The organism is Neorhizobium sp. NPDC001467 (assembly GCF_050275975.1).
Taxonomy (GTDB): Bacteria; Pseudomonadota; Alphaproteobacteria; order Rhizobiales; family Rhizobiaceae; genus Neorhizobium.
In genome coordinates, this window is the sequence record NZ_JBNNPS010000013.1 from 60,636 (window position 1) to 85,203 (window position 24,568).

At 59.9% G+C, this 24,568-nt stretch carries 20 protein-coding genes and 1 tRNA gene; 10 read left to right on the forward strand and 11 right to left on the reverse strand.

Going from position 1 to position 24,568, the window contains the following annotated elements; all coding sequences use genetic code 11:
* The 7 genes from ACQKKX_RS19240 to rfbC form a co-directional block, all read right to left on the reverse strand.
* On the reverse strand, positions 1–1,197 hold the full coding sequence (locus tag ACQKKX_RS19240; RefSeq protein WP_427572984.1) for a glycosyltransferase family 4 protein: 1,197 nt from the start codon (positions 1,195–1,197) through the stop codon (positions 1–3).
* Positions 1,197–2,594, reverse strand: a complete 1,398-nt coding sequence (locus ACQKKX_RS19245) for a hypothetical protein (RefSeq protein WP_427572985.1) — start codon at positions 2,592–2,594, stop codon at positions 1,197–1,199. The genes ACQKKX_RS19240 and ACQKKX_RS19245 overlap by 1 nt, the downstream gene beginning before the upstream one ends.
* Positions 2,595–2,673: 79 nt before the next feature.
* Positions 2,674–3,900, reverse strand: a complete 1,227-nt coding sequence (locus ACQKKX_RS19250) for a glycosyltransferase (RefSeq protein WP_427572987.1) — start codon at positions 3,898–3,900, stop codon at positions 2,674–2,676.
* Between the two features lie 83 nt (positions 3,901–3,983).
* The gene (gene rfbA, locus ACQKKX_RS19255; protein ID WP_427572989.1) at positions 3,984–4,883 is read right to left on the reverse strand and encodes a glucose-1-phosphate thymidylyltransferase RfbA; all 900 of its coding nucleotides are present in this window, start codon (positions 4,881–4,883) and stop codon (positions 3,984–3,986) included.
* Between the two features lie 89 nt (positions 4,884–4,972).
* Entirely contained in the window at positions 4,973–5,875 is a 903-nt protein-coding gene (gene rfbD / locus ACQKKX_RS19260; RefSeq protein WP_427573080.1) for a dTDP-4-dehydrorhamnose reductase, read from the reverse strand.
* Positions 5,876–5,880: 5 nt separating this feature from the next.
* Positions 5,881–6,936 carry a dTDP-glucose 4,6-dehydratase gene (gene rfbB, locus ACQKKX_RS19265; protein ID WP_427572991.1) on the reverse strand — a complete coding sequence of 352 codons (1,056 nt, stop codon included), beginning with the start codon at positions 6,934–6,936 and terminating at the stop codon, positions 5,881–5,883.
* 35 nt (positions 6,937–6,971) lie between these two features.
* The gene (gene rfbC / locus ACQKKX_RS19270) at positions 6,972–7,529 is read right to left on the reverse strand and encodes a dTDP-4-dehydrorhamnose 3,5-epimerase (protein ID WP_427572993.1); all 558 of its coding nucleotides are present in this window, start codon (positions 7,527–7,529) and stop codon (positions 6,972–6,974) included.
* A 683-nt stretch (positions 7,530–8,212) separates the two neighbouring features.
* Between rfbC and ACQKKX_RS19275 the strand changes: the two genes are divergently transcribed.
* The 5 genes from ACQKKX_RS19275 (at position 8,213) to ACQKKX_RS19295 (ending at position 14,869) form a co-directional block, all read left to right on the forward strand.
* Entirely contained in the window at positions 8,213–9,517 is a 1,305-nt protein-coding gene (locus ACQKKX_RS19275; RefSeq protein WP_427572995.1) for a UDP-glucose dehydrogenase family protein, read from the forward strand.
* A 260-nt stretch (positions 9,518–9,777) separates the two neighbouring features.
* Entirely contained in the window at positions 9,778–12,057 is a 2,280-nt protein-coding gene (locus ACQKKX_RS19280; protein WP_427572997.1) for a polysaccharide biosynthesis tyrosine autokinase, read from the forward strand.
* Positions 12,058–12,293: 236 nt separating this feature from the next.
* Positions 12,294–12,370 (forward strand) — tRNA-Pro (locus ACQKKX_RS19285).
* Positions 12,371–12,731: 361 nt separating this feature from the next.
* Entirely contained in the window at positions 12,732–12,977 is a 246-nt protein-coding gene (locus tag ACQKKX_RS19290; protein ID WP_427572999.1) for a hypothetical protein, read from the forward strand.
* Between the two features lie 530 nt (positions 12,978–13,507).
* Positions 13,508–14,869, forward strand: a complete 1,362-nt coding sequence (locus tag ACQKKX_RS19295) for a hypothetical protein (protein ID WP_427573001.1) — start codon at positions 13,508–13,510, stop codon at positions 14,867–14,869.
* A 518-nt stretch (positions 14,870–15,387) separates the two neighbouring features.
* Here ACQKKX_RS19295 and ACQKKX_RS19300 read toward each other — a convergent pair.
* Positions 15,388–16,746: an MFS transporter gene (locus tag ACQKKX_RS19300; RefSeq protein WP_427573003.1), complete on the reverse strand. Its 1,359-nt coding sequence runs from the start codon at positions 16,744–16,746 to the stop codon at positions 15,388–15,390.
* Positions 16,743–16,883, reverse strand: a complete 141-nt coding sequence (locus tag ACQKKX_RS19305; protein WP_427573004.1) for a hypothetical protein — start codon at positions 16,881–16,883, stop codon at positions 16,743–16,745. Before ACQKKX_RS19305 ends, ACQKKX_RS19300 begins: the two co-directional genes overlap by 4 nt.
* A 190-nt stretch (positions 16,884–17,073) precedes the next feature.
* On the opposite strand from ACQKKX_RS19305, the gene cyoA reads away from it, so the two are divergent.
* From cyoA to ACQKKX_RS19330, 5 genes are all read left to right on the forward strand, one after another.
* Positions 17,074–18,267, forward strand: a complete 1,194-nt coding sequence (cyoA, locus tag ACQKKX_RS19310) for a ubiquinol oxidase subunit II (protein ID WP_427573006.1) — start codon at positions 17,074–17,076, stop codon at positions 18,265–18,267.
* Between the two features lie 28 nt (positions 18,268–18,295).
* The gene (gene cyoB / locus ACQKKX_RS19315) at positions 18,296–20,296 is read left to right on the forward strand and encodes a cytochrome o ubiquinol oxidase subunit I (protein ID WP_427573008.1); all 2,001 of its coding nucleotides are present in this window, start codon (positions 18,296–18,298) and stop codon (positions 20,294–20,296) included.
* A 4-nt stretch (positions 20,297–20,300) separates the two neighbouring features.
* Complete coding sequence (gene cyoC / locus ACQKKX_RS19320) at positions 20,301–20,921, forward strand: cytochrome o ubiquinol oxidase subunit III (RefSeq protein ID WP_427573010.1); 621 nt, start codon at positions 20,301–20,303, stop codon at positions 20,919–20,921.
* Positions 20,918–21,322: a cytochrome o ubiquinol oxidase subunit IV gene (gene cyoD / locus ACQKKX_RS19325; RefSeq protein WP_427573012.1), complete on the forward strand. Its 405-nt coding sequence runs from the start codon at positions 20,918–20,920 to the stop codon at positions 21,320–21,322. The genes cyoC and cyoD overlap by 4 nt, the downstream gene beginning before the upstream one ends.
* Positions 21,323–21,409: 87 nt before the next feature.
* On the forward strand, positions 21,410–22,180 hold the full coding sequence (locus ACQKKX_RS19330; protein WP_427573014.1) for an SURF1 family protein: 771 nt from the start codon (positions 21,410–21,412) through the stop codon (positions 22,178–22,180).
* 288 nt (positions 22,181–22,468) lie between these two features.
* Here the strand turns inward: ACQKKX_RS19330 and ACQKKX_RS19335 are convergent, their stop codons facing one another.
* The gene (locus ACQKKX_RS19335) at positions 22,469–23,389 is read right to left on the reverse strand and encodes a helix-turn-helix domain-containing protein (RefSeq protein WP_427573016.1); all 921 of its coding nucleotides are present in this window, start codon (positions 23,387–23,389) and stop codon (positions 22,469–22,471) included.
* A 293-nt stretch (positions 23,390–23,682) separates the two neighbouring features.
* The gene (locus ACQKKX_RS19340; protein WP_427573018.1) at positions 23,683–24,567 is read right to left on the reverse strand and encodes an MBL fold metallo-hydrolase; all 885 of its coding nucleotides are present in this window, start codon (positions 24,565–24,567) and stop codon (positions 23,683–23,685) included.
* Between the last annotated feature and the right edge of the window lies 1 nt (position 24,568).

The following is a 24,568-nucleotide window of genomic DNA, read 5'->3' on the forward strand; positions in this document are numbered from 1 at the left end:
TTATGCCCTCTTTGTCGCACAGGAGAGCGGATCCAGCCCCGCGTCGAAGACGGTATCGGTGCTTTCCGCCCTCGGCGGATCGATCTCCAGCGCGTGGAAGAAGATATCGGCCTGTGCGACCGAGCGGCGATACATGGCTTCGATATGCGCCCGGCTGGCTTCGGCAATCGCTTCACGGTTGGCGGCAAGATCGGCGATGGCGCCGTCGAGCAGGTCCGTGTCCCTGTCGAGATCGAAGGACATGATGCGATCGGCCGTGCGCAGGCGCTCGGGGATGCAGCCGGTGGAAGAGGCCAGGATATCGCAGCCATAGCCATAGGCTTCGAGGATCACCAGCGGATCGGCCTCGTCGACCAAGCGCGACGGCAGCGCGAAAAGGTCGAGCCGTTGGTAAAACGCATCCTTGGCATCGTCGTAGACGGGGCCGAGATATTCGGCGCGGTCTGGATATTTCTGGCAGAAGGCGAGGATTTCTCTGCTGAGGCTTTCGTCGCGCACCGGGCCTGCGAGCACGAAACGAAAGTCGTCACGCCGGGCAAAGATGCGCTCCGCCAGCGCCATCAGATAATCCACCCCCTTTTCGCGGGTGAGAACGCTCAGGTGCCCCATCGTGATCGGGCCTGTGCGTACAGCACCCGCAAGCTTCTGCCTGAAAAAAAGATAGGCATTGGGCAGCACGAAGCTGCGGGCCTTGAGTTCGGGCGTCAGGTAGAGCGCGGCATACCTGTCCCGCATCGCTTCCGACAGAAACACGTGGCGCTGATAGCGACCGCTCACCGCCACTAGCGCGCGCGCCGACCATGTCGGGCCGAGATTGATCGGCCGGAAGGAATGGTGGTGGATGACGTGATCGAGGCGCTTGAGACGCAGCGCCGCCAGGCAGCCCATGAACAGCCACAGACCGTTCTGCCCCGGCGGCGAGCTATAGACATGATCCGTGCGCGGAATGGAAAACAGGATGATCAGCGGCAGGACGAGCGCGGCGGCGATCTTATCCGCACCGGAACCGCCGGTCGGCAGCACCGTCACCGGCGCGTGCTTTTCGAACTCGGCAACGATATGGCGATTGTAATTGGTCTGGCCGTTGAGCGGCTGCGGCATCGGGCCTATCACCCAGATGCGGCTGCGCCCGCCCTTTTTGGCCTTTGCGGCAGAGGCTGCGGAAAACAGCGATCGAACGAAGGAAAGAACCGACATTATTTGCGCACCTCGCTCCATTCGCCCAGCTTGATTGTGACCGGATCCCGCGCGGAAAAATCGAGAACAACAGGGGCCGGACCGATGCGGCCGGGTTCTGCTTTGGCCAGACCTTGAGCCTCGCATAGAGCCTCAGTCTTCTTCGGCTGCGTGGAAGACGTGTAACCCGCCTTCACCCAGTCGCCCTTCGTCCACATGACGATTTTCTGGCTGTCACCGGTACCAAGCCGCGCGACAAACACATCCGGCTGCGGTTCGCGGATTTCGACGCTGTCGGCCGATTTTACCAGTTCGGCGGCGGCACCCATAAAGCAGGCAGCTGGCTTGGGCTCATCCTCATAGGAAAACAGACCGTAATTGCTTTCACGCTCCACCGGATCCGGCGAAATGTTCTTCAATTCGTGCATCCACACCCCTTTGATGTAAGGGATTGCAGAGGCATGCAGGATGAACTGGGCGAATTGATAGGCTGAGGTGTCGAGCGGCATGCCGCAATTGCCCTTGGAAGTCGGCCAGCCGAATTCCGTGATGTAGATCGGCGCCTCGGTTCCGCCGCGCACCTGTTTCAGATCCGCCTGCAGTTTCTCGACGCGGTCGATCATTTCCTTCGCCGTGCGATCATGCGGATTGGCAGAGCACTGATTGTAGAGATGCACGGACAGGCCATCGGCCCCTAGCATCACGCCATCGCGCACGATGGCCTTGGCCCAACCCCAGTCTTCGTCATCACCAACGGCCCCAACGACGATCTTCGCCTCCGGATCGACCTGCCGGATCTTCTCGACGGCCACCTGGGCGACGCGGACATAATGGCTGGCCGCACGTGGATCGTCCTTCGGCCCCTCGCCCATGATGCGCGGCTGCGGTTTGCCGGTGCCGATATACATGTTCCATTCGTTCCAGATCTCGTAGATCGGATCGTATTGTTCGGTCAGCTCGACGGCCTTGCCGACATAATCCTCGAACAGTTCAAGCGCTGAATCGCTGATGGGCGGCACGCCTCCTTTGACGGCGGAATTGGCAAGGCCGAGATTGATCATCGGCGTCAAACCGGCCTGCGGCAGGAAATTCATCAGCCGGCCGGACTTGGCCAGAACCGGGCCCGACGGCGGGAAATTGAACGACTGCCACGGCATGTAATCGCGAAAGCTGGTCGCGCCGATCTGGGCGAGTTGATCGCGCACCTTATGCGCATCCTTGTATCCGAGGATGCGAACCGTGCCGAAATGCGTGTTGGCGCCAATGATCGGGGCGACATAGCCTCCGTCGCGCGGTGCTTCGAACGTCACGGATTGGGCCGATGCCGACGACGCGCAGGCGAACACACCGAAGCAGGCGCTCATGAGCGCCATGCGAAAACCGATCCGTGCCGATGAGTTATGGCCTGCCGTCTTCATGTCTTTTTCCTGCTTTTGCGCATGTCTCCCGACCCCGAGGCCGATACCGCACGCGACGCATGGAATTGTGCGCATGGCCTCAAACGGCCACCCGCCCGTCGAAATTCTTGATCTGGTCGATGAAATCGAGATAACGCCCGCCGAGATAGTCCTGATCGAACTCGCCTGCCTTCGATGCGGCATTGGCTTTGTAGCGTTCCAGCTTTTCGCGATCGGCCAGAACCTCTTCCAGCGCATCGCGCCAGGCGTTTTTATCGCCCGGCGGCACCAGAATGCCGTTCTCGTCATGCTGCACCAGTTCCGGGATACCGCCGACACGGCTGCCGATCACCGGCACGCTCATGCCCAGCGCCTGAATGACCACACCCGGCGAATTTTCCATCCAGATCGAGGGGATGCACAGGACATCGCTGCCGCCGATATTGTCGATCGCCGTCTGCAACGGCACATGGCCGGTAAATTCCAGCCATGTGTGGTGGCCGAACCGGGCCTTCAGCGCATCCGCATCGGCGCCCGATCCCACCACCTTGAAGGTAAACGGCCATTTGTCGGCAAGCTCTTCCGCCGCTTCGAGAAGCACATCCACGCCCTTGGCGGATTCCAGCCGTCCGGCATAGACGAAGCGCACGATATCGCTCGGCTCGCGCGCCACCGTCGGCGGCGGGTATTTGTTGGCGTTGAGGATATGCGCCATCGGGTAATCAGCCAGCGGCTGAAACATCGCATTGCGCTCCAGGTTCGCCCTCGAGGGGGAACAGAAGCCGATGCGGCGCATGGCGCGAATGCCGCGACGCTTGTAGTCCGCCGACATCTTGCACGGTCCGCATTGGGTCTCGCAGGTCTTGCCATCGACGAACATCGTCAGCTTGACGCAGGAGAGCGCCATGTCCGGCATCACATACATGACCGGGATATCGCGCTTGCCCAGTTCCGGCAGAACATTATGGCCGATGCCGGTGATGTAATGCACGTTGCAGAAATCCGGCTTGAACTCGTCAAGAACCTTGGCCACCATCTTGGGATTGCGCGGATCGAGATGATCCTGCAGATGCCAGAGCGGTTTCTTGTATTTCGAGACGCCGCGTCCCTGTTTGAAGATCGGGTAAGGCCTCGGCATGTAGAGGCTCCAGATCTTCATGCCATCGACCATCTCGCCGTATTTTACCTCGTCCGGTGACTTGGCAGCCGTCAGCACGCCGATCTCGTGGCCTCGGCTCTGCAGCCAGGTCGTGAGGTTGAACGCCGAAATTTCCGCACCGCCAAGGATGTTGGGCGGGAACATCGCCGAGATCACCAGAATACGCATTCACACCTCGAATTGTTGCCGGACTGCCTTGTGCCGGTCGGGTCGCCCTCCTCCCAAAGGGCTTTATCTCGACTTTACGGGTCTCAGAAACCCAGGTCGTATTTGGTCTTGGCAAGCTTCATCAGGTACTGGCCATAGGCGCTCTTGCCGAGCTTGACGGCGAGCTTTTCAAGCTGCGCGTCATCGATATGGCCCATGCGGTAGGCGACTTCTTCCGGGCAGGCGATCTTGAAGCCCTGACGCTTTTCCAGCGTGCCGACAAAGTCCGCGGCATCGAGCAGGCTGTCCGGCGTGCCGGTATCGAGCCAGGCATAACCACGACCCATCAGCTCGACCGAAAGCTGGCCGCGTTCCAGATAGATGCGGTTGACGTCGGTGATCTCAAGCTCGCCGCGCGGTGACGGCTTCAGGTTGGCGGCGATGTCGATGACCTGTTCGTCGTAGAAATAGAGCCCGGTGACCGCCCAGTTGCTCTTCGGCTGCGCGGGCTTTTCCTCGATCGACAGTGCCTTCATCGAGCCATCGAACTCGACCACGCCGTAGCGTTCCGGATCGGTGACATGATAGGCGAAGACGCGCGCGCCCTTTGCCGCCCCTTGGTCCGTGCCGCCGTCTTTCGGACGCATCAGCTGCGGCAGGCCGTGACCGTAATAGATATTGTCGCCGAGGATCAGCGCCGACGGGTTGGAGCCGACGAAATCCGCGCCGATGATGAAGGCCTGCGCCAGACCATCCGGGCTCGGCTGCACCGCATAGTCGATCGAAATGCCCCATTGGCTGCCGTCACCGAGCAGACGCTTGAACGCCTCGTTGTCATGCGGCGTGGTGATGATCAGGATGTCCTTGATCCCGGCCAGCATCAGCGTGGTTAGCGGATAATAGATCATCGGCTTGTCGTAGACCGGCATCAGCTGTTTGGAGACGGCCATGGTGATCGGATAAAGCCGCGTGCCGGAACCGCCGGCAAGAATGATACCCTTCATGCGTTTTCCTTCCTGTGAGGGCGGAGTTTTGACATCCGCGCCGATCGCTGGAACGCCCTGCGCCGCCATGGGCGTAGAGCCTTTTCGGTTTAGCTGTTCGCCACCCGTTCATCGCGAGCCAGAAGCCTGTCGAGCACGACCTTGGTGGACTGTTTCCAATCCGGCAGTACGATGCCATAGGTTTTGGCGAGTTTTTCCGTCGACAGCCGCGAATTGGCAGGCCGTTTCGCCGGGGTCGGGTATTCCTCGGTGGTAATGCGGCCGACCGTAACGGCCTTGCCGCTTTTTGCCTGCAGGGAGGCAAAGATCTCCTCGGCGAAATCGGCCCAGGTCGCCTCGCCGCTGCCGGTCAGATGGAAGGTGCCCCGCAGTGCCGGATCGGGATCCGTCGCCAGACGCTTGGCGATCGCGATGACCGCATCAGCGATGTCGAGCGCGCTGGTCGGCGTGCCGTGCTGGTCGGCCACGACATTCAGGGCATCGCGGGTTTCCGCCAGCCGCAGCATCGTTTTAACGAAATTCGCGCCGTAAGGGGAATAGACCCAGGCGGTACGCAGGATGGCGTGGTTGGGCGTCGCCGCCGCAATCGCTGCCTCGCCGGCAAGCTTGGACTGGCCGTAGACCGAGACCGGACCGGTGGCATCGGTTTCCAGGTAGACGCCGTCCTTGGTCCCGGGAAACACGTAGTCGGTCGAGATGTGCACGACCGGGATGTCCAGTTCATCAGCGACTTCGGCCAGCGCCTGCGGGCCCTTCGCATTAACCGCAAAGGCCAGTTCCGGCTCGCTTTCGGCCTTGTCGACGGCCGTATAGGCGGCAGCCGAGACGATGGCATCGGGCTTAATCTCGGATAGAACGCGGCGGATCGAGGAAAGATCGGCAAGGTCCATTTCCGGCCGCCCGACGGCGATGATTTCGACGTCCGCGTCCGACCCGCGTTCGATCAGCGCGGTGACGACCTGTCCCTGTTTTCCGGTCACGGCAATCCGCATGCGCATCAGCCCTTCTTCAGAACGCCGAGACGTTCGCCGGAATAAACGCTCTGCCTGAGCGGCTGCCACCACCATTCATTGTCGAGATACCAGCGCACGGTGCGCTCGATGCCGCTGTCGAAATTTTCCTCAGCCTTCCAGCCCAGATCCGTTTCCAGCTTGGTGGCGTCGATAGCGTAACGCGCATCATGGCCGGGACGGTCGGTGACGTAGGTGATAAGATCGGCGTGCGGCGTCGCCTTGGGGCGAAGCTCGTCCATCAATTCGCAGATGCGCTTGACGACATCGATATTGCGGCGCTCGTTGCGGCCGCCGACATTATACTTCTCACCCACACGGCCGCGCGAGGCAATCAGGTCGAGCGCACGGGCGTGATCCTCGACATAGAGCCAGTCGCGAATGTTGACGCCCTCGCCATAGACCGGCAGCGGCTTGCCATCCATGGCATTCAGAATGATCAACGGGATCAGCTTTTCGGGGAAATGGTAGGGCCCGTAATTGTTCGAGCAGTTCGAGACCACTACCGGCAGGCCGTAGGTGCGATGCCAGGCGATCGCGAGATGGTCGCTCGCGGCTTTCGACGCGGAATAAGGCGAAGACGGATCGTAAGGCGTGACTTCCTCAAAAAGACCTTCATCACCCAGCGAACCATAAACCTCGTCGGTCGAGACATGCAGGAAGCGGAAAGCTTCCTTTCGCGCCGGCGAAAGATCGTTCCAGTAATGGCGGGCGGCTTCCAGCAGCGAGAACGTGCCCATGACATTGGTCTGCACGAAATCGGCGGCGCCGCTGATCGAGCGGTCGACATGGCTTTCGGCAGCCAGATGCATGATCCGGTCCGGTCTGAAGGACGTCATAGCCTCCGACATCCTCTGCAGATCGCAGATATCGGCCTGCAGAAACTGGTAGTTAGCAGCGCCCTCGATCTCCTTCAGGGAAGCAAGATTGCCGGCATAGGTCAGCTTGTCGACATTGAGCACTTCGACGCCGACATTTTTGACGAGATGGCGCACGAGGGCCGAACCGATAAAACCCGCTCCGCCGGTCACGAGAATACGCATGATCTGCTCCGTTCTTTCGCCTGTTCCGGCGATGATCAGTAGGTGAAGGAAGGCGGCAAATCTGCCAGCTTCGGCTGCTTCCTGTCCTTGTCGGACAAGATGGCATCGTCGAGCGGCAACGGCCATTCAATGCCGATTGCCGGATCGCTCCACAACAGGCCGCGGTCGTTTTCGGCACTATAGGGCGCCGTCACCTTGTAATGGATAACGCTGTCGGGCGCGAGCGTGGCAAAGCCGTGGGCGAAACCGGCCGGCACGAAAAGCTGCTCGCCGTTTTCCATCGACAGCTCGGCGCCGTACCATTGGCCATAGCTCGGCGAACCGACACGAATATCGACGACGACATCGAAAATCCTGCCTGCCAGGCAGCGTACCAGCTTGCCCTGCGCGAATGGCTCGAGCTGGAAATGCAGGCCGCGCACCGTGCCGACGGATGCCGAAAGCGACTCGTTTTCCTGCACGAAATCCACATCCGCGACATTCTGCCGGAACCAGCCGTCCTTGAAAATTTCGGAAAAATAGCCGCGGTGATCGCCCAGTCGCGTCGGAATAATCTTGGCCAGTCCGGCCAGCGGCAATCGTTCGATCTTCATTGCGCACCCGTCAGTTTCATGAGAGCCTTTTTCGATCAAAAAAGGTATTCAGGACAGCGGTATCCGGAAAAAAGTACCGGCATGCCGCTTGGGATTTTCCAGTTTCGGCCCCTTGATCCTCACGGGTTCAGGGCTGCTTGAAATCGCTGCATTCGCAAGTGCTCGGCCGCAGGTTTGCACTTTTCATGCTGCAAAGCAACATATTCTGTGTCTCTGTCAACTTTGCCCTTTCTGATTTTTTCACCAAACTGCCGGCGGGAACTAGGTTTGGGGCTGCCTATGACAAGGGTTACTCAGATATTTAAAAAATGACCATAATGCGAAACCGTCACGATTTTTATAAGCTTGTGAAGCCGCGCCATCGGCTCACTGCATTTGTTTTATGGCCATCATAGGACGCAAATAAAACACTTTTGTATCAAAGGCATAATTGCTCTCGGCATTTAAGGCCGGACGAAATTCCGGCCCGAGTGGCGCAAATCGCGATCAAAAAAGGTTAATATCGCCGGACAGGCTACATCGCCCGGCCATGCCGATTGAAAGAAAGGGCCGGCGCCCCAGCTATGTCACGCCACCAATCGAACTATCTGTCAGAAAATGGCTTTTTGTCGTTGTCCTGATACAGAATATGACACAATAATGCCGCGCTGCAGCATCAACCTAGTCCTAACACGCGAGGGAATATGCGTATCACCATGATCGGTTCTGGCTATGTCGGTCTCGTCTCCGGCGTCTGCTTTGCGGATTTCGGCCACGACGTCATTTGCGTCGACAAAGACAAGTCCAAGATCGACGCGCTCGAAAAGGGCGTCATGCCGATTTACGAGCCGGGTCTGGACCAGATCGTCGCCGACAATGTCAAAGCTGGCCGCCTGACCTTCTCCACCGACGTTGCAAACAGCGTCAAGGATGCGGACGTGGTGTTCATCGCCGTCGGCACGCCATCGCGTCGCGGCGATGGCCACGCAGACCTTTCCTATGTCTATGCTGCCGCCAAGGAGATCGCGCAGCATTGCACGGGCTTCACCGTCGTCGTGACCAAGTCGACCGTGCCTGTCGGCACCGGCGACGAGGTGGAGCGCATTGTCAAGGAAGCCAATCCTGGCGCAGATATTGCCGTCGTTTCCAATCCCGAATTCCTGCGCGAAGGGGCGGCCATCGAGGACTTCAAGCGCCCCGACCGCATCGTCATCGGTCTCGACGACGACCGCGCCCGTGGCGTGATGACCGAAGTCTACCGCCCGCTTTATCTCAACCAGGCGCCGCTGCTGTTTACCGCCCGCCGCACGTCCGAACTGATCAAATACGCCGCCAACGGCTTTCTCGCCATGAAGATCACCTTCATCAACGAGATCGCCGACCTGTGCGAAAAGGTCGGCGCCAATGTCCAGGACGTGTCGCGCGGCATCGGCCTCGATGGCCGTATTGGTGCGAAATTCCTTCATGCCGGTCCCGGTTACGGCGGCTCCTGCTTCCCCAAGGATACGCTGGCCCTGGCGAAAACCGCGCAGGACCATGAAAGCCCGGTGCGCCTGATCGAGACCACCATCTCGATCAACGACAACCGCAAGCGCGCCATGGGCCGCAAGGTCATCGCCGCGCTGGATGGCGACGTGCGCAGCAAGAAGATCGCTGTGCTCGGCCTCACCTTCAAGCCGAATACCGACGACATGCGCGACAGCCCGGCCATTGCCGTGATCCAGACACTGCAGGATAGTGGTGCGACGATCGCCGCCTACGATCCGGAAGGCATGGAAAATGCCAAGAAGCTGATCGAAGGCATCGAATATGTCGCCGGCCCTTACGAGGCGATCGCCGATGCCGATGCGATCGTCATCGTGACCGAGTGGAACCAGTTCCGCGCCCTCGATCTGCCGCGGGCAAAGGGTATGATGAAGAACCCGGTCCTTGTCGACCTGCGCAACATCTACCGCCCGGCGGAAGTGGCAAAGCATGGCTTTGCCTATCACGGCATCGGCCTGCAATAAGCCGCCTGCCGCGTGCCGCTTCTTGCAGACGGTGGCACGACAGGCACGGCAAGACGCGAAAAATGGCCCCGGTACATTTCCTTTGGCCTGCCCGGGGCGATTTGCTGGACTACCGTCGCCGATGACACGATGATGCCCTGGCGATGAAAGACAAGCGGACCCTGCCGCGGGCAGCGCATCATCGCGGCAGTTGGAAAGAACCCGGACCCTTGCGTCGCAACGGCTGCGACGCCTGGTCCAGGGACCAAGAGGAGCACTTGATGAGAGTACCTGACCAGCTCTCCTTTCAGCAGGCACGCGACCAGGCCGGTCCTGCAGGGAGCGATCCGGAAATTACTCTGATCGATTTCGACGCCATCCTGGCGATGATCCGTCGACAATGGCTGGTCATGGCCGTGATGACGGCGGCCTTTGCCGCCATCGGCTTTGCCTATGTGTCGACGACGGTGCCGCAATATACCGCCTATACTAGTCTCATCATGGACCGCGGCACGAGCGGCGTCATTTCCGACATGAGCGAAAACCAGTCGCGTGTCACGGTGGACGACGAGGCGTCCATTCTCAGCCAGCTGGAAATCATCAAGTCAGACAGTGTTGCCGATGCCGTCGTCGACAAGCTGAACCTTTCGCAGAACCCGGTCTTCACGGGCGCGTCGGGCTTTTCGCTCGGCAAGCTGCTAGGCCCGCTCAACATCGCACAGTGGTTTCGCTCCGACGAGGACGTGGCCGAAGACACGCGGACGATGGCACGCACGATCCTGCAGAAGAACATGGCGGTGGCACGCAGTGGCCAGTCCTATGTCATTAATCTTGGCTACACCTCGCCCTCGGCGCAGCTTTCTTCCGATATCGCCAATGCCTATGCCAGCACCTATCTGCTCGACAAGTTCAATGCCCGCTTCCAATCCACGCGGCGCGCGAGCGAATGGCTGGAACAGCGGCTGGCCGAATTGAAGCAGCAGGTGATGGATTCCGATCTTGCGGTGCAGAAGTTCCGTCGCGACAACGGGCTGATCGCCGCCAAGGACGGTCTTCTCGTCAACGAACAACAGCTTTCCGAACTCAACAGCTCGCTGATCGTCGCACAGGCCGATACCGCCCGCGCTCAGGCCAAATACAACCGCATCCAGACCATCATCAACGAGCGCCGTTCGGATGCGCTGGTCACCGACGCTCTGGTCAATTCAATCTCCGCCAACCTGCGCGACAAATATCTGACCGCCTCGCGTCGCCACGCCGAGATTTCGCAGAAATTCGGGGAGAACCACGTGCAGGCGGTGCGCCTGCGTGGCGAGATGCAGCAATATGAAGAGCAAATGTTCGATGAACTTGGCCGGATAGCCGAGAGCTACCAGAGCGAGCTCGACGTTGCCCGCGCCAAGCAGAAATCCCTTGAGGAAAATGTCGCAAGTCTGACCTCGGTCTCGGCCATGGCCGGCGAGACGCAGGTGCAGCTGCGCGAGCTCGAGCGATCGGCCGACAGTTACAAGAACCTCTACCAGACCTTTCTCGCCCGCTACCAGGAAGCCATGCAGCAGCAGTCCTTCCCGGTGACGGAAGCGCGGGTCATCACGCAGGCGACGCCGCCGCTCAAGCCGAGCCGGCCGAACAAGCCGATGCTGATGACGTTGTTTGCCTTTTTCGGCCTGGTCGTGGGTGCCTCGATCGGCGGCTTCCGCGAATTCCGAGACCGTTTCCTGCGCACCGGCGACCAGGTTCGCGACCAGCTGGGCCTCGAATATCTCGGCCTCGCGCCGCTGATCACCGGCGCGGGGAGGCCGGCCAATGCAAGCGAGCCGGCGCGACCCGGCGTCATTCGCCCCCTCGACAATGCCTATTGCTACTGCGTCGATCACCCGTTGTCGCAATTTTCCGAGACGCTCCGAAGCGCCAAGATGGCAGCCGACCTGTCGTTTTCCGGTGAGGGCGCCAGGGTGATCGGCGTCGTGTCGGCGTTGCCGGGGGAAGGCAAGACAACCATTTCCGCCAATCTTTCTGGCCTTCTGTCCATGCAGGGCGCGCGCACGCTGCTGATCGATGCCGACCTGCGCAATCCCGGCGCGACGAGGGCGCTTGCCCTGCATGCCGACCGGGGCATCCTGGAAGCATTGACCGAGAACGAGCCGCTTGACCGGATCCTGATGTTCGATCCGCAGACGCACCTGGCGTTCCTGCCGGCTGTGGTGCGCCGCCGGGTTCCGCATTCCTCCGACCTTCTGGCATCGCCGGCCATGGCCCGGATCATGGAGACCCTGCGCCGCAATTTCGATTACATCATCGTCGACCTGCCGCCGCTCGGCGCCGTCGTCGATGCCCGTGCCGTCGCCCCGATGCTCGATTCCCTCGTCATGGTAGTCAAGTGGGGAGAGACCTCGCCGGCGGTCGTGCGTAACACCCTGTTTGCCGATGCAGAACTGCATGCAAAATGCGTAGGCGTCGTCCTGAACAAGGTCGATATGGAAAAGATGAAACTATACGGCCAGCACGGATCGAACGAATATTATCACAGCCATTTCGCGAGCTACTACCACGAGAAATAGCCCCTTCCGCAAGACCTCGGCTTTACCAACGCTCACCCGATATCGGGAACGAGCCGTCGGCATCCCAATGACGCCCGATCCGCCCAAGTCCTTGCCTCTGCTGCATAAACCGTCGAGCTCCTTATCCATGCGAGCCGTTGGCCACATGCTCAACCCTGTCACAAAAAATCCAAGAATTATGTTCTTTACCGCTTGTGCGACGAAAGCGGCTCGATTATAGAAACCCCCGCTGGTCACGGAGTGTAGCGCAGTCTGGTAGCGCACCACGTTCGGGACGTGGGGGTCGCAAGTTCGAATCTTGCCACTCCGACCAGCCAGAAGGCCTTGTCCCGAAAGGCTTGCAGGCGCATGACGCTGCACAGGCTGTCCTTTCCAATCATATATTTCGACCGCAAAGATGAGGCTTGGCGATCGCTGTTTTCGTTCAGGGTCAGGCCGCTCTAATGGCGACCGCATTGCCATGAATGCTGCCCGGCGCGTGCTTATCGCTCCACCGAGCGGTGAACAGAAAGTTCATCCGCTCATGTCCGCCTCGATCGGCCCGCCAGGGCGAGCGGTGTCGTGACAATTTCACATTACTTTCCTCTTGCTCCGGTTGCGCCAAATGCTAGCATTATACAACCGGCTACGAGGGACCATCCATGGACAGGCGATCGTTTCGGAAAGTCTCGGCAATGTCTGACGATGCCATTACGGTTCGGATCAGGTTTGACGAAGACGCCATTGTCGGCGTTCTGGATTTCCCGTCCTTTTCCCTTCCTTCAGGGAAACTTCTCAGAGCGGATCACTTGCCGCCTCTAGGGGCCGATGACGCATTGGCGAAGGCCGTCAAAATGCTGCCGGTCGCGCCTTTCAACGAGGTCGTGGTTCTCCTTGCCGATGGCATCGAGTGGCAGCCGCAATGGGGCAGTCTTGTTTGAAACAGCAGGGAGTCTGAGGCGACTGCGGGAGAACCGCCTCCGGCAGCAAGGGCTCTGCGCACTTCGCTGCGCAGCTGGCGATCAAGCGACAAGAGGTGGTGTAAATCCTGGTGGACGGATACTTGGATGCCCGCGCAATCTAAGCGGGAACCGGATCGGGACTGCAAAATTTGGCGGGTTTTCTAATGTGTCAGGATTCGCTATTCGCCGGATCCTATAAAACTGTCACATATTCCGTTTAGCGGTACTATCCTGAGTTGATCTAGGGCATCGATCGAATAAAATGCCTGGTCGTCGGCAGCATTTATTATTATCGCCTTCTTTATAAGCAGACGATAGCATGGCAACTTAACGGTCGATGGCGATGCAGATCGAAACCGGGGAACGCGGGCCATCCCATGACGGCGGACCATGATAAGAGCATGCAAGCGAAACGGGCGTCCTGATTGCCGGCGGAGCGACAAATTGACATCATTTGCGAAGCCGAGGGGCACATGCACAATCTATCCATTCCTGTGACGGCGCTTTTCATGTCCGTCCCAATAGCCCTCTTTTCCGTTCTCGGCTACGAGATCAATCCGGCATTCTTCCTGGCTCCGTTGGTGGCGGTCGCCTTTCTGTTTGCTTTCCCCAACCGTTACGTCATTGCCTTTACCGCCGCTGCTGTGGGTGGGGCCGTGTCGGTCCTGGTGGCAAATTACGCCGATCCACAGAACGTGGTTAAATCCGCGCTTGGCCTCTTGCTGATGCTGATTGCACCCAGCTTTTTCTTCCTGGGGCGTTGGATCGGTGCCAAGCGATGTAACCTTGAGCGGCTGTGTTTCTGGCTTGCACTGTTTTCCGTCGTATTCCTGCTGCCCGTCACCATTCGCCTGCTGTTCAATGGAGAGCCAGTGCGTGCCTATATCGGCGTCGGATACGCGGTTCTCAACGCGCAATGGTTCGGCCTACCGGTGTTTGCAAGCTTCGGCGTGCTGAGCCTCGCCTATCTGATATGTCTGCAGATGTTCATTCTGGCAGGCGCGATGACGCGGGTGAACCGGATGTCCTTCAAGGCGATCTTTTTCATCGGCCTTTCGGCTGCCGTGTTCCTCGTCATGGGCAGCGACTCGCGGTTTGCGCAGATGTGCATCGCCTGGCTTGCGATCACCGCCGTCGGCTACTGGATCTTTAGGCGGGAAAGTCTGAATACCGCCCTCGTGCTGTTGGCCATAGCCATCGGCGTCGGCGGGACGTTGGCAAGGATATCCACGGTCGATTTGCGCCTCTACCAGACGGCGACGACGATCATCTCAAATATCGGCACCGAACAGGTCAGCAAAGCGGAAGCGATCGACAGAAAAATCGAGCAGAAGATCGAAGAGACCGTCGGTCCGCAGGCCAATGCAAGCTCTCTTCCTCCCTCCGAACTCGCCGTAATCAAGAAGGAAGCCATCGTCGAAGTGGAGAAGGAACATACCGTCGCGGATATAACGACCGGTCGCGGTAGGCTCTTTTCCGCCGGCCTGGAGGAGCTGTCGGCATCACCGATCATCGGTAACGGTTTCAATGGATACGGGCGGTTCTCGCCGAACGGCGCCGACCAGATCCTGAGTGCCAATACCTCTACGCATGTCTACTACCTAACGATTTTCTGGAAGGGTGGCCTGATATTCGGGCTTCCGTTGCTCGCCTTCCTTCTGATGGCCGCACGAGATGGCTTCAACAATCGCGCTTGGGCAACGGGCGTCGGCTTCTATATCACCAGCATGGTCGCTCTGGCATTCGGGCCGATGGCGCTGACATGGGACATTCTCTACGTGCCCAGCGCCGGCGCCTTGGCATGGCTTCTCTTTGGCGTGCTGGCCGGTGGTCATCACGATGCCGGACGGCATCAGGAATTGGCCGTATAGGCGGAGATCGCAACGGACCTTTGGCGCCTATCCACCCCGCATTGTTAATTCTTTGAGGAAACGACTTTCTCGCCTTACCCGCCCGAACCGCTCCATGGATCGGCTGGCGTCCCCGGGTGCAATGTTCCCACATGCTGCGTCGTCACGGGACTGTCCGCCTCGAAACCGGCGCAATCGGCGGACGCACGGATCCCGTCCGGGTAGACCTCCGGGCCTCGTCTTCGCCTCCATCCCCGCCGGCGGACGCCTGGGAACTTCTTTGCCGCAATTGGGTTGACCATGCACAGCTTCCCCGTGAGGGGCATCGGTTCAATAGCGAGGAGAAGATCCATGCAAAACAGTCAGCCCCAGGCCCGTCGTGGCATGGTCAAGTTCGTCATCACCATCTTTCTCATCGCCATCGTGATTGCCGGCATCTATCTGCTGGGCTTTACCCCCGGAGAGGCCTGACCCCGCCTTTCCCGAAACGAAAAGCCCCGGCGCATCGGCGCCGGGGCTTTTTTTTGGTCGACCGGCGTTCAGACCGTGCCGGCGCTGTCCGAACTGTAGTCCAGCGCCCGGCTGACGCCCAATGCGACAAGGGTACAGATCGCACCGGAGATCAGATAGCCGCCGATGAAGATGATGCCGAAATTGCTGGCAAGGCCCAGCGCCACGAGTGGCGCAAAACCGGCACCGACCAGCCAGGACAGGTCGGAGGTGAAGGCCGCACCGGTATAGCGATAGCCCTGGCTGAACCTGAACGACACCGCGCCGGAGGCCTGGCCGAACGACAGGCCAAGAATGCCGAAACCGATGATGATGAAGGCATCCTGGCCGGCCGGACCGGCATCGAGCAGGAAGGGCGCGGTGAAGCTGAAGATGGCGATGATGATCGCACCGATCATCAGCTGCCCGCGCCGGCCGATGCGGTCGGCGAGCATGCCCGACAGGATGACCGTCATCGCACCGACCACCGCGCCGGCGATCTGCACGAACAGAAAGCCCGCCGGCGGCTGGCCGCCATAAAGCGTCACCCAGCTCAGCGGGAAAATCGTCACCAGATGGAACATGGCAAAGCTTGCGAGCGGCACGAATGCCCCGAGCAGGATGTCGCGACCATGGCGATTGACGGTATCCAGAATGGGGCGGGCTTCCAGCTCATGATTTTCCAGCTGCGCACCGAACTCCTTGCTGGCAACGATGCGCAGGCGGGCAAACAGCGCCACGACATTGATGGCGAAAGCCACGAAGAACGGATAGCGCCAGCCCCAGCTTAGGAAATCCTCGTCGCTGAGATTGGCGACGAAATAGCCGAACAGCATGCTGGCAATGGCAAAACCGATCGGCGCGCCGAGCTGCGGGATCATCGCATACCAGCCACGCCGGTTTTTCGGCGCATTCAGCGACAGAAGCGAGGCAAGACCATCCCAGGCGCCGCCCAGCGCAAACCCCTGACCGAGGCGAAACAGCGCAAGCAGCGCCACCGACAGCATGCCGACGCTTTCATATCCCGGCAGGAAGGCGAGCGACGCCGTCGAGCCGCCGAGGATCAGGAGCGCAATCGTCAGTTTCGTGCCGCGCCCATAGACACGGTCGATCCACATGAACACGACCGAGCCGACCGGACGGGCAAGGAACGCCAGCGAGAACACCGCGAATGAATAAAGCGTGGCGGTGACCGGATCGGGCGCGAACGAAAACACCAGACGCGGAAACACCAGAACCGAAGCCAGACCGTAGACGAAGAAGTCGAAGAATTCCGACACGCGGCCGATGACGACGCCGATGACGATGTTGCCGGGCGAGACCGGCTTGTCCTCATGCATCTGCCGGACATCGTTCTCGGCGGATGTCGAAGAGGGGGTTGCAGAAGAGGGTATTGCGACAGCGGTCATGAATTGCGTCCTCCTTCGCTTTCAATTCCGGCACCAACAGCACGATGATGGCTGCGAATGCGGTCGGCAATCAAGAACATTCTTAAAAGAAGAGAGGATTTCATCGCTTTACGCCGTTTTCCCTGCAGTCCCGCCATGGAGCCGCCTCATTTCCGCCTTATTTGAAGAAGGAAGGCGGTGTGGGGCTTCTGCGTCACGCAATGGCTCCCGCAAGGGATGGTTCCCTTGCGGACAAGCATTTTTTGTTGCGATGCGACGAAACACCTCATAGAGGCTAGGGCGATGCTGCATTAGTCCAATTGAACAATGCGAATTTCGAACAGAAAGATGCCTAGGTTGTTGAAGCTTGTCTCTCGCCTCTGTGCGCTCGCCATTCCCCTTGCCCTTGCCGGCTGTGACATGGTCGTCATGTCGCCCTCAGGGGATATCGCGGCGCAGCAGAGGGATCTCATCGTCGTCTCCGTCCTGCTGATGCTGCTGATCATCGTGCCGGTGATGTTCCTGACCCTTTATTTCGCGTGGCATTACCGCCATTCGAACACCAAGGCGCGCTATGAGCCCAACTGGCATCATTCGACACGCCTCGAAGTCGTGATCTGGTCGGCACCGCTGGCCATCATCATCGTGCTTGGTGCCATTACCTGGATCAGCACCCACAAGCTCGATCCCTATCGCCCGCTCGACCGTCTCGACGCGGAGCGTCCGATCCCCGCCGACGCCAGGCCGCTCGAGGTCGAAGTCGTCGCGCTCGACTGGAAATGGCTGTTCTTCTATCCGGAATACGGCGTCGCCACCGTCAACGAGATGGCTGCACCGGTCGATCGGCCTATCACGTTCAAGATCACCGCATCCTCGGTCATGAACTCGTTCTACGTTCCGGCGCTGGCGGGCATGATCTATGCCATGCCCGGCATGGAGACCAAGCTGCACGCGGTCATCAACAAGGAAGGGGTGTTTGACGGCATTTCGGCCAACTATTCGGGCGCCGGCTTCTCGCACATGCGCTTCAAGTTCCACGCCGTGACCAATGACGGCTTCGATGGCTGGATCGCACGCGTCAAGCAGAACGGCACCGCGCTCAGCCGCGACGCCTATCTCAAGCTCGAAAAGCCTTCCGAGCGCGAGCCGGTCCGCTATTACGCCAGCGTCGAGGACGGTCTGTACACCCGCGTACTCAACATGTGCGCCATCCCCGGCAAGATGTGCATGAACGAAATGATGCATATCGACATGATGGGCGGCGCCGGCGTCGAAAGTCACGAGAACCGGGAAAAGCTGAAGTATGACAACCGTCATGCGGAATCCGGCCCGGGCGAAGCGGAAGCGCCGGGTGCAACCTTCCCGGCCACCAACGAACCGGCCCGTTCGAACACCGCGCCTTCGCCGGGCACCGAGGGCAACAACCAGGCCCCGCAGAATGAAGGCCATGGAGCTCCTCAGCAGCAGCCGGCCGACTCCCAGGCGGACGACAACAATCCGGCTCCCGCTCAGCTGAACAATAACGGCTCCAGCCAGCCCTGACGCAGTAAGAAAGATTTTGGAACGAACCATGTTCGAGAACACAAGTCTGACGCAGCTTATTTTCGGGCGGTTGTCCTTCGACGCCGTCCCGCATGAGCCGATCGTCATCGTCACATTCTTTGCCGTCGTCCTTGGAGGCATCGCCGTCCTCGGACTGATTACCTACATGAAATGGTGGGTTCCGCTGTGGCGGGACTGGGTCACCAGCGTCGATCACAAGAAGATCGGCATCATGTACATCATCCTCGCTATCATCATGCTGCTCCGCGGCTTTGCCGACGCCATCATGATGCGTATCCAGCAGGCGATCGCCTTCAACGGCAATGAGGGCTACCTCAACGCCCATCACTACGACCAGATCTTCACCGCCCATGGCGTGATCATGATCTTCTTCGTGGCGATGCCGTTCGTGACCGGTTTCATGAACTATGTCGTGCCGTTGCAGATCGGCGCACGCGACGTGTCCTTCCCCTTCCTGAACAACTTCTCGTTCTGGATGACGACGGCCGGCGCCGTCATCATCATGATCTCGCTGTTCGTGGGTGAATTCGCACGTACCGGCTGGCTGGCCTACCCGCCGCTGTCGGGCGCGGACTACAGCCCGGGCGTCGGTGTCGATTATTACATCTGGGGCCTGCAGGTCGCCGGCGTGGGTACGACGCTGTCCGGCATCAACCTGATCGCCACCATCGTCAAGATGCGCGCGCCGGGCATGTCCTTCATGAAGATGCCGATCTTCACCTGGACCTCGCTCTGCACCAACATCCTGATCGTCGCCACCTTCCCGATCCTGACCGCAACCCTCGTGCTGCTGTCGCTCGACCGTTACGTCGGCACCAACTTCTTCACGAACGATCTCGGCGGCAACCCGATGATGTACGTGAACCTGATCTGGATCTGGGGTCACCCGGAAGTCTACATCCTCATTCTCCCGGCTTTCGGTATCTTTTCCGAAGTCGTTGCGACCTTCTCCGGCAAGCGCCTGTTCGGTTATGCCTCGATGGTCTACGCCACCTGCGTGATCATGATCCTGTCCTACCTCGTATGGCTGCATCACTTCTTCACCATGGGTTCGGGCGCATCGGTCAACGCCTTCTTCGGCATCACCACGATGATCATCTCGATCCCGACGGGCGCGAAGATGTTCAACTGGCTGTTCACCATGTATCGCGGCCGCATTCGCTACGAAGTGCCGATGTACTGGACGGTCGGCTTCATGGTCACCTTCGTCATCGGCGGCATGACCGGCGTCATGCTGGCGATTCCGCCGGCCGACTTCGTCTTGCACAACTCGCTCTTCCTGATTGCCCACTTCCACAATGTCATCATCGGCGGCGTGCTGTTCGGGCTGATGGCGGGCGTCAGCTACTGGTTCCCGAAGGCGTTCGGCTACAAGCTCGATCCTTTCTGGGGCAAGATGTCCTTCTGGTTCTGGCAGATCGGCTTCTTCTTCGCCTTCATGCCGCTCTATGTTCTGGGCCTGATGGGTATTACCCGCCGCCTCTCGCAGTTTGAGGATCCGTCCCTGCAGATCTGGTTCATCATCGCCGCCTGTGGCGCCGGCATGATCGCTCTCGGCATCGCCTCCTTCGTCATCCAGCTCATCGTCAGCTATTTCAAGCGCGAACAGCTGAAGGACGAGACCGGCGACCCCTGGAACGGCCGCACGCTGGAATGGTCGACGTCGTCGCCGCCGCCGGAATACAACTTCGCACTCACCCCGATCGTCTACGACCACGACAGCTGGGATGACATGAAGAACCGCGGCTATGTTCGTCCGGTCGAAGGTTTCCGCAAGATCCACATGCCGAAGAACACCGGCACGGGTGCCATCCTCAGCGGTCTCAGCGTCGTCCTGGCGTTTGCCCTGATCTGGTACATCTGGTGGCTCGCCATCGTTGCCTTCGTCGGCATCATCGCAGTCTCGATCGCCCATACCTTCAACTATGATCGCGATTTCTACATCCCCGTGGAAGACGTCATCGCGACGGAAGGCAAGCGCACTGAACTGCTTGCAAAGCAGGTGTAAGACCATGAGTGAGCTCAACACACAGACGGCCGAAAAGCCGGAATTCTACCTGACGGAAGATCATCACCCGGAAAACTCCACCAATCTGGGTTTCTGGCTCTATCTGATGAGCGACTGCCTGATCTTCGCGATCCTGTTCGCAACCTATGCCGTGCTCGGCCGCAATTATGCGGCCGGCCCCTCGCCGGCGGACCTGTTCGACCTGAAGCTGGTTGCGATCAACACCGCAATGCTGCTCTTCTCGTCGATCACCTACGGTTTTGCGATGCTGCAGATGGAACGCGGCGCCAAGGCGGAAACGCTGTTCTGGCTCGGCATTACCGGCCTGTTCGGTCTGGCCTTCCTGGGGCTCGAACTCTATGAGTTCTACCACCTGATCCACGAGGGTGCGACGCCGCAGCGTTCGGCCTTCCTGTCGGCTTTCTTCACCCTTGTCGGCACCCACGGCCTGCACGTCACCTTCGGCATCATCTGGCTGGTCACGCTGATGGCTCAGGTCTCCAAGCGCGGCCTGATCCCGGAAAACCGTCGCCGCCTGATGTGCCTGTCGATGTTCTGGCACTTCCTCGATGTCGTCTGGATCGGTGTCTTTTCTGTAGTCTATCTCATGGGAGTAGTCGGATGAGCACGAACGCCCCTTCGCACGAAGATGCGCACCAGGCACATCATGCCCACAGCCATGGTCACGAGGCGAGCCACGGTTCGCTGAAAAGCTACGTGATCGGCTTTGTCCTGTCGGTCATCCTGACGGCGATCCCGTTCTGGCTGGTCATGGGCGAGGTGATCGAAAGCAAGGTTGCTCTCGTTGCCGCCATCATGATCCTTGGCGCCATCCAGATCGTCGTTCACATGGTGTATTTCCTTCACATGAACACCCGCTCCGAAGGCGGCTGGACGATGATGGCGCTGATCTTCACGATCGTCATCGTCGCCATCGCGCTCGCCGGTTCGCTCTGGGTCATGTACCATCTTAACACCAACATGATGCCGGCGATGTCGCCGGAAATGATGCGAAACTTGCCCTGACGGGCAAGGTATTGAAGGGCGGCTCCGGCCGCCCTTTTCTTTTGATGCCGCGGCAAAAGTCGCGAACGAACTTACGGCACTCCGTTCATGTCTTCCGAAAACACATCCGAGATTGCAAGGCCGGCCGGCAAGGGCCGCATCATCCTGTTCACGGCCATGCTGATCGTCACGGCGGCGACCACCGCGCTCGGCGTCTGGCAGGTACAGCGCCTGATCTGGAAACGCGAACTGATCGCCCGTGTGGATGCGCGCGTGCATGCCGAACCGGTCACCCCTCCCCCGGCTTCCGCCAATGTCACTGCCGCGGACGACGAGTATAAACACGTCCGTATCTCGGGGACTTATCTCAACGACAAGGAAGCTTTCGTTCAGGCCGTCACCTCGCACGGCCCGGGCTACTGGGTCGTGACCCCGCTCCTGACCGCAAACGGTTCGCATATCCTGATCAACCGGGGCTTCGTGCCCGCCGATCGCCGCGATCCGTCGACGCGCGCTACAGGACAGGTTCAGGGCCGGACCGAAGTTACCGGCCTGTTGCGCATCAGCGAACCGGGCGGTGGCTTTCTGCGCGAGAATGATGCCGCCAACGATCGCTGGTATTCGCGCGACGTCGCCGCCATCGCAAGCGCAAAGGGCGTCTCCCCCGTGGCGGCCTATTTCATCGACGCCGAGGCAACGGCTTCCCTGCCGCAAGCCCCCGTCGGCGGACTGACGGTCGTCAGCTTCCCCAACAACCACGCCTCCTACATCTTCACCTGGTTCGCGCTGGCGCTGATGTCCGCGGCTACCGCCTTCTATGTCCTGCGCGGTCGCTGGCCCTTCATGCGCCGCAAGGTCTTGCGGGACGAAACGGTCTGACGGTCTTTATGGAAACGGTCGCAACGGAGTGATCGCCACCGGTCCGGCGATCACCCGGCCTTCCGGGGCCGGAAAAGACAAAGGGCGCTCGACCCTTGCGGGGAGCGCCCTTGCCGACCCGGACAATCTCGAACGCGATCGCCTCACGCTGAACAACGCGGTGCTCGCAAGAGATCATCGGAACGGGTGGTAGACCCTAGATGCGCATGACCGGCCCGGTTTTCAAGACCCTGCTGATAAACGTTTGGAGCCCGACTGGCCGGCCTTTCGGCCGACAACGAGCGGCGCCTATTGAAGTCTGTAATTACGCCAGGCAGCGGGCGTCATGCCGGTCTCGCGCATGAAAGCGCGCGTGAAATGGCTGTGATCGGTAAAGCCGCAGCGATGGGCGATCGTCTGCAGCGGGAGCGCGCGCTGCGCAAGCAGTTCCTTGGACCGGGCGATCCGCATCTGCATCAGCCACTGATAGGGCGTCATTCCCGTCGCCTGTCGAAAGCCCAGCGACAACTGCCGCGCCGACACGCCCGCGGCTGCCGCGATCAGCGCCACCGACAGGTTTTTCTGAAGGTTCTCGAGAACATAGTCCTTGGCCGCCTTCTGCTGGCCTTCCGAAAGGATGCGCGTCTGGCACACCGGGACGTCGTCCAGTTCCGGCAGGTATCCGTAGTCGTGCAGAAGATGCGTGCACATGGCGATCGCCATATGGCGCAGCGTCGCGGCCGACGACATGTCCTTGCGCTCAAGCAGCGGCAGGAGCGCCGTGCCCATATGGGCGACGATCGTATCGGCGACGCCCCGCTGACAACGCAGGCTGCTGGCGGTGAGATCGACCATCAGTTCGCCCATTTCGTCGAAAAGGTCGTGGGGAATGACGAAAGCCAGCGTGTCCAGCGAGGTCTGCAGCATGATCGAGGCGCCCTGGCCGAGATCGACCAGGCAGATCGAGCCGCGCGGATAAAGCCGAGGCACCGTCAGCGACCCGTCCGGCCGGATATCGCAGTGGCTGACATCATCAAGATAGAGCATGAGGAAATAGGCGTTCTGGGCTGGCAGCCGCACTGCCACGGGCACCTGCGCCACATCGCGACGCAACCGGGTCACGGAAAAGGCCGCATTCTTGACCGGCACCGTGGTCAGGCAAGGTGCATAGGCCAATCCGAAGCAGCGGCCGACCTGGTCAACATCGTGAGCAAGTGTTTCCAATGACATCACCAGACATCTTTCGAACAAGATCGGTTGAACGACCGGATCACTGCACCATAGAAGAGCGCGGATAACCGTGCAAGAACAACCCTAAACAATCAATAATTGCGCAATCAATTATTCCAATAAATATCATGCCGGTAGCGACGCCACCTCGCGCACGCCGGTCACCGGCCGGGAATCTTCCAGACCGAATCCCGCGCGGCTGCGATAACAGAAAATCCGTGACAATGACATGTTTTTGTGAGGCTGACCGCGACGGTCGTAAAGCACCCTGCGGCGGTGCTGTGGGGTGAAACCTACCAGCGAACGTTGCCGAAAGCGTTGAGCGGGATTTTCAGGTAGCGATTGCCATCATCCTCGGCAGCCGGCAACGCCCCGGCATTGAGATTGACCTGCAGCGCGTGCAGCAACAGTTTGGGAAAGGGCAGCGTCTCGTCACGCCGCTTTCGGGCGGCGATGAAGTCCTCACCGGTTCCCCGCAAATGGATGTTCTTCGCCTTCTGCTCGGCCACGGTGCTTTGCCAAAGCGGTGCGCGACCTTCGGGACAATAATCATGGCCGGTGAACAGCCGGGTATCATCCGGCAGCGCAAGGATCCGTTCGATCGACGCCCACAGGCTTTCCGGACTGCCGCCGGGAAAATCGGCACGGGCCGAACCGCTATCGGGCATGAACAGCGTGTCGTGGATGAAGGCGGCGTCGCCGACGAGATAGGTGATCGATGCCAGCGTATGGCCGGGCGAGTGCATGACCTCCACCTCCATCTCGCCGATTGCAAAACGCTCGCCGTCGGCAAACAGCCGGTCCCATTGCGATCCGTCGCAGGCAAGATCCGGCATGTTATAGAGCTTGCGCCACAGCGCCTGTACTTTCACCACCTCTGCGCCGATCGCCGTCGGCACGCCGGTCCGCTCCTTCAGGTAGCTGGCCGCCGAAAAATGGTCGGCATGCGGATGGGTATCGAGGATCCATTGCAGGGCAAAACCCTGTTCCGCGATATGGGCCAGAAGAGCATCGGCATTCCGTGTCGCGGTAGAGCCCGACTTCTCGTCGTAATCAAGCACCGGATCGATGATCGCGCAGGCCCGCGTCTTCGGGTCGGCCACCACATACTGGATGCTGCCGGTGCGTTCGTCGTAAAAACCCTTAACCAGCGGCCGTGCCGGAACCGTCATGCGCATG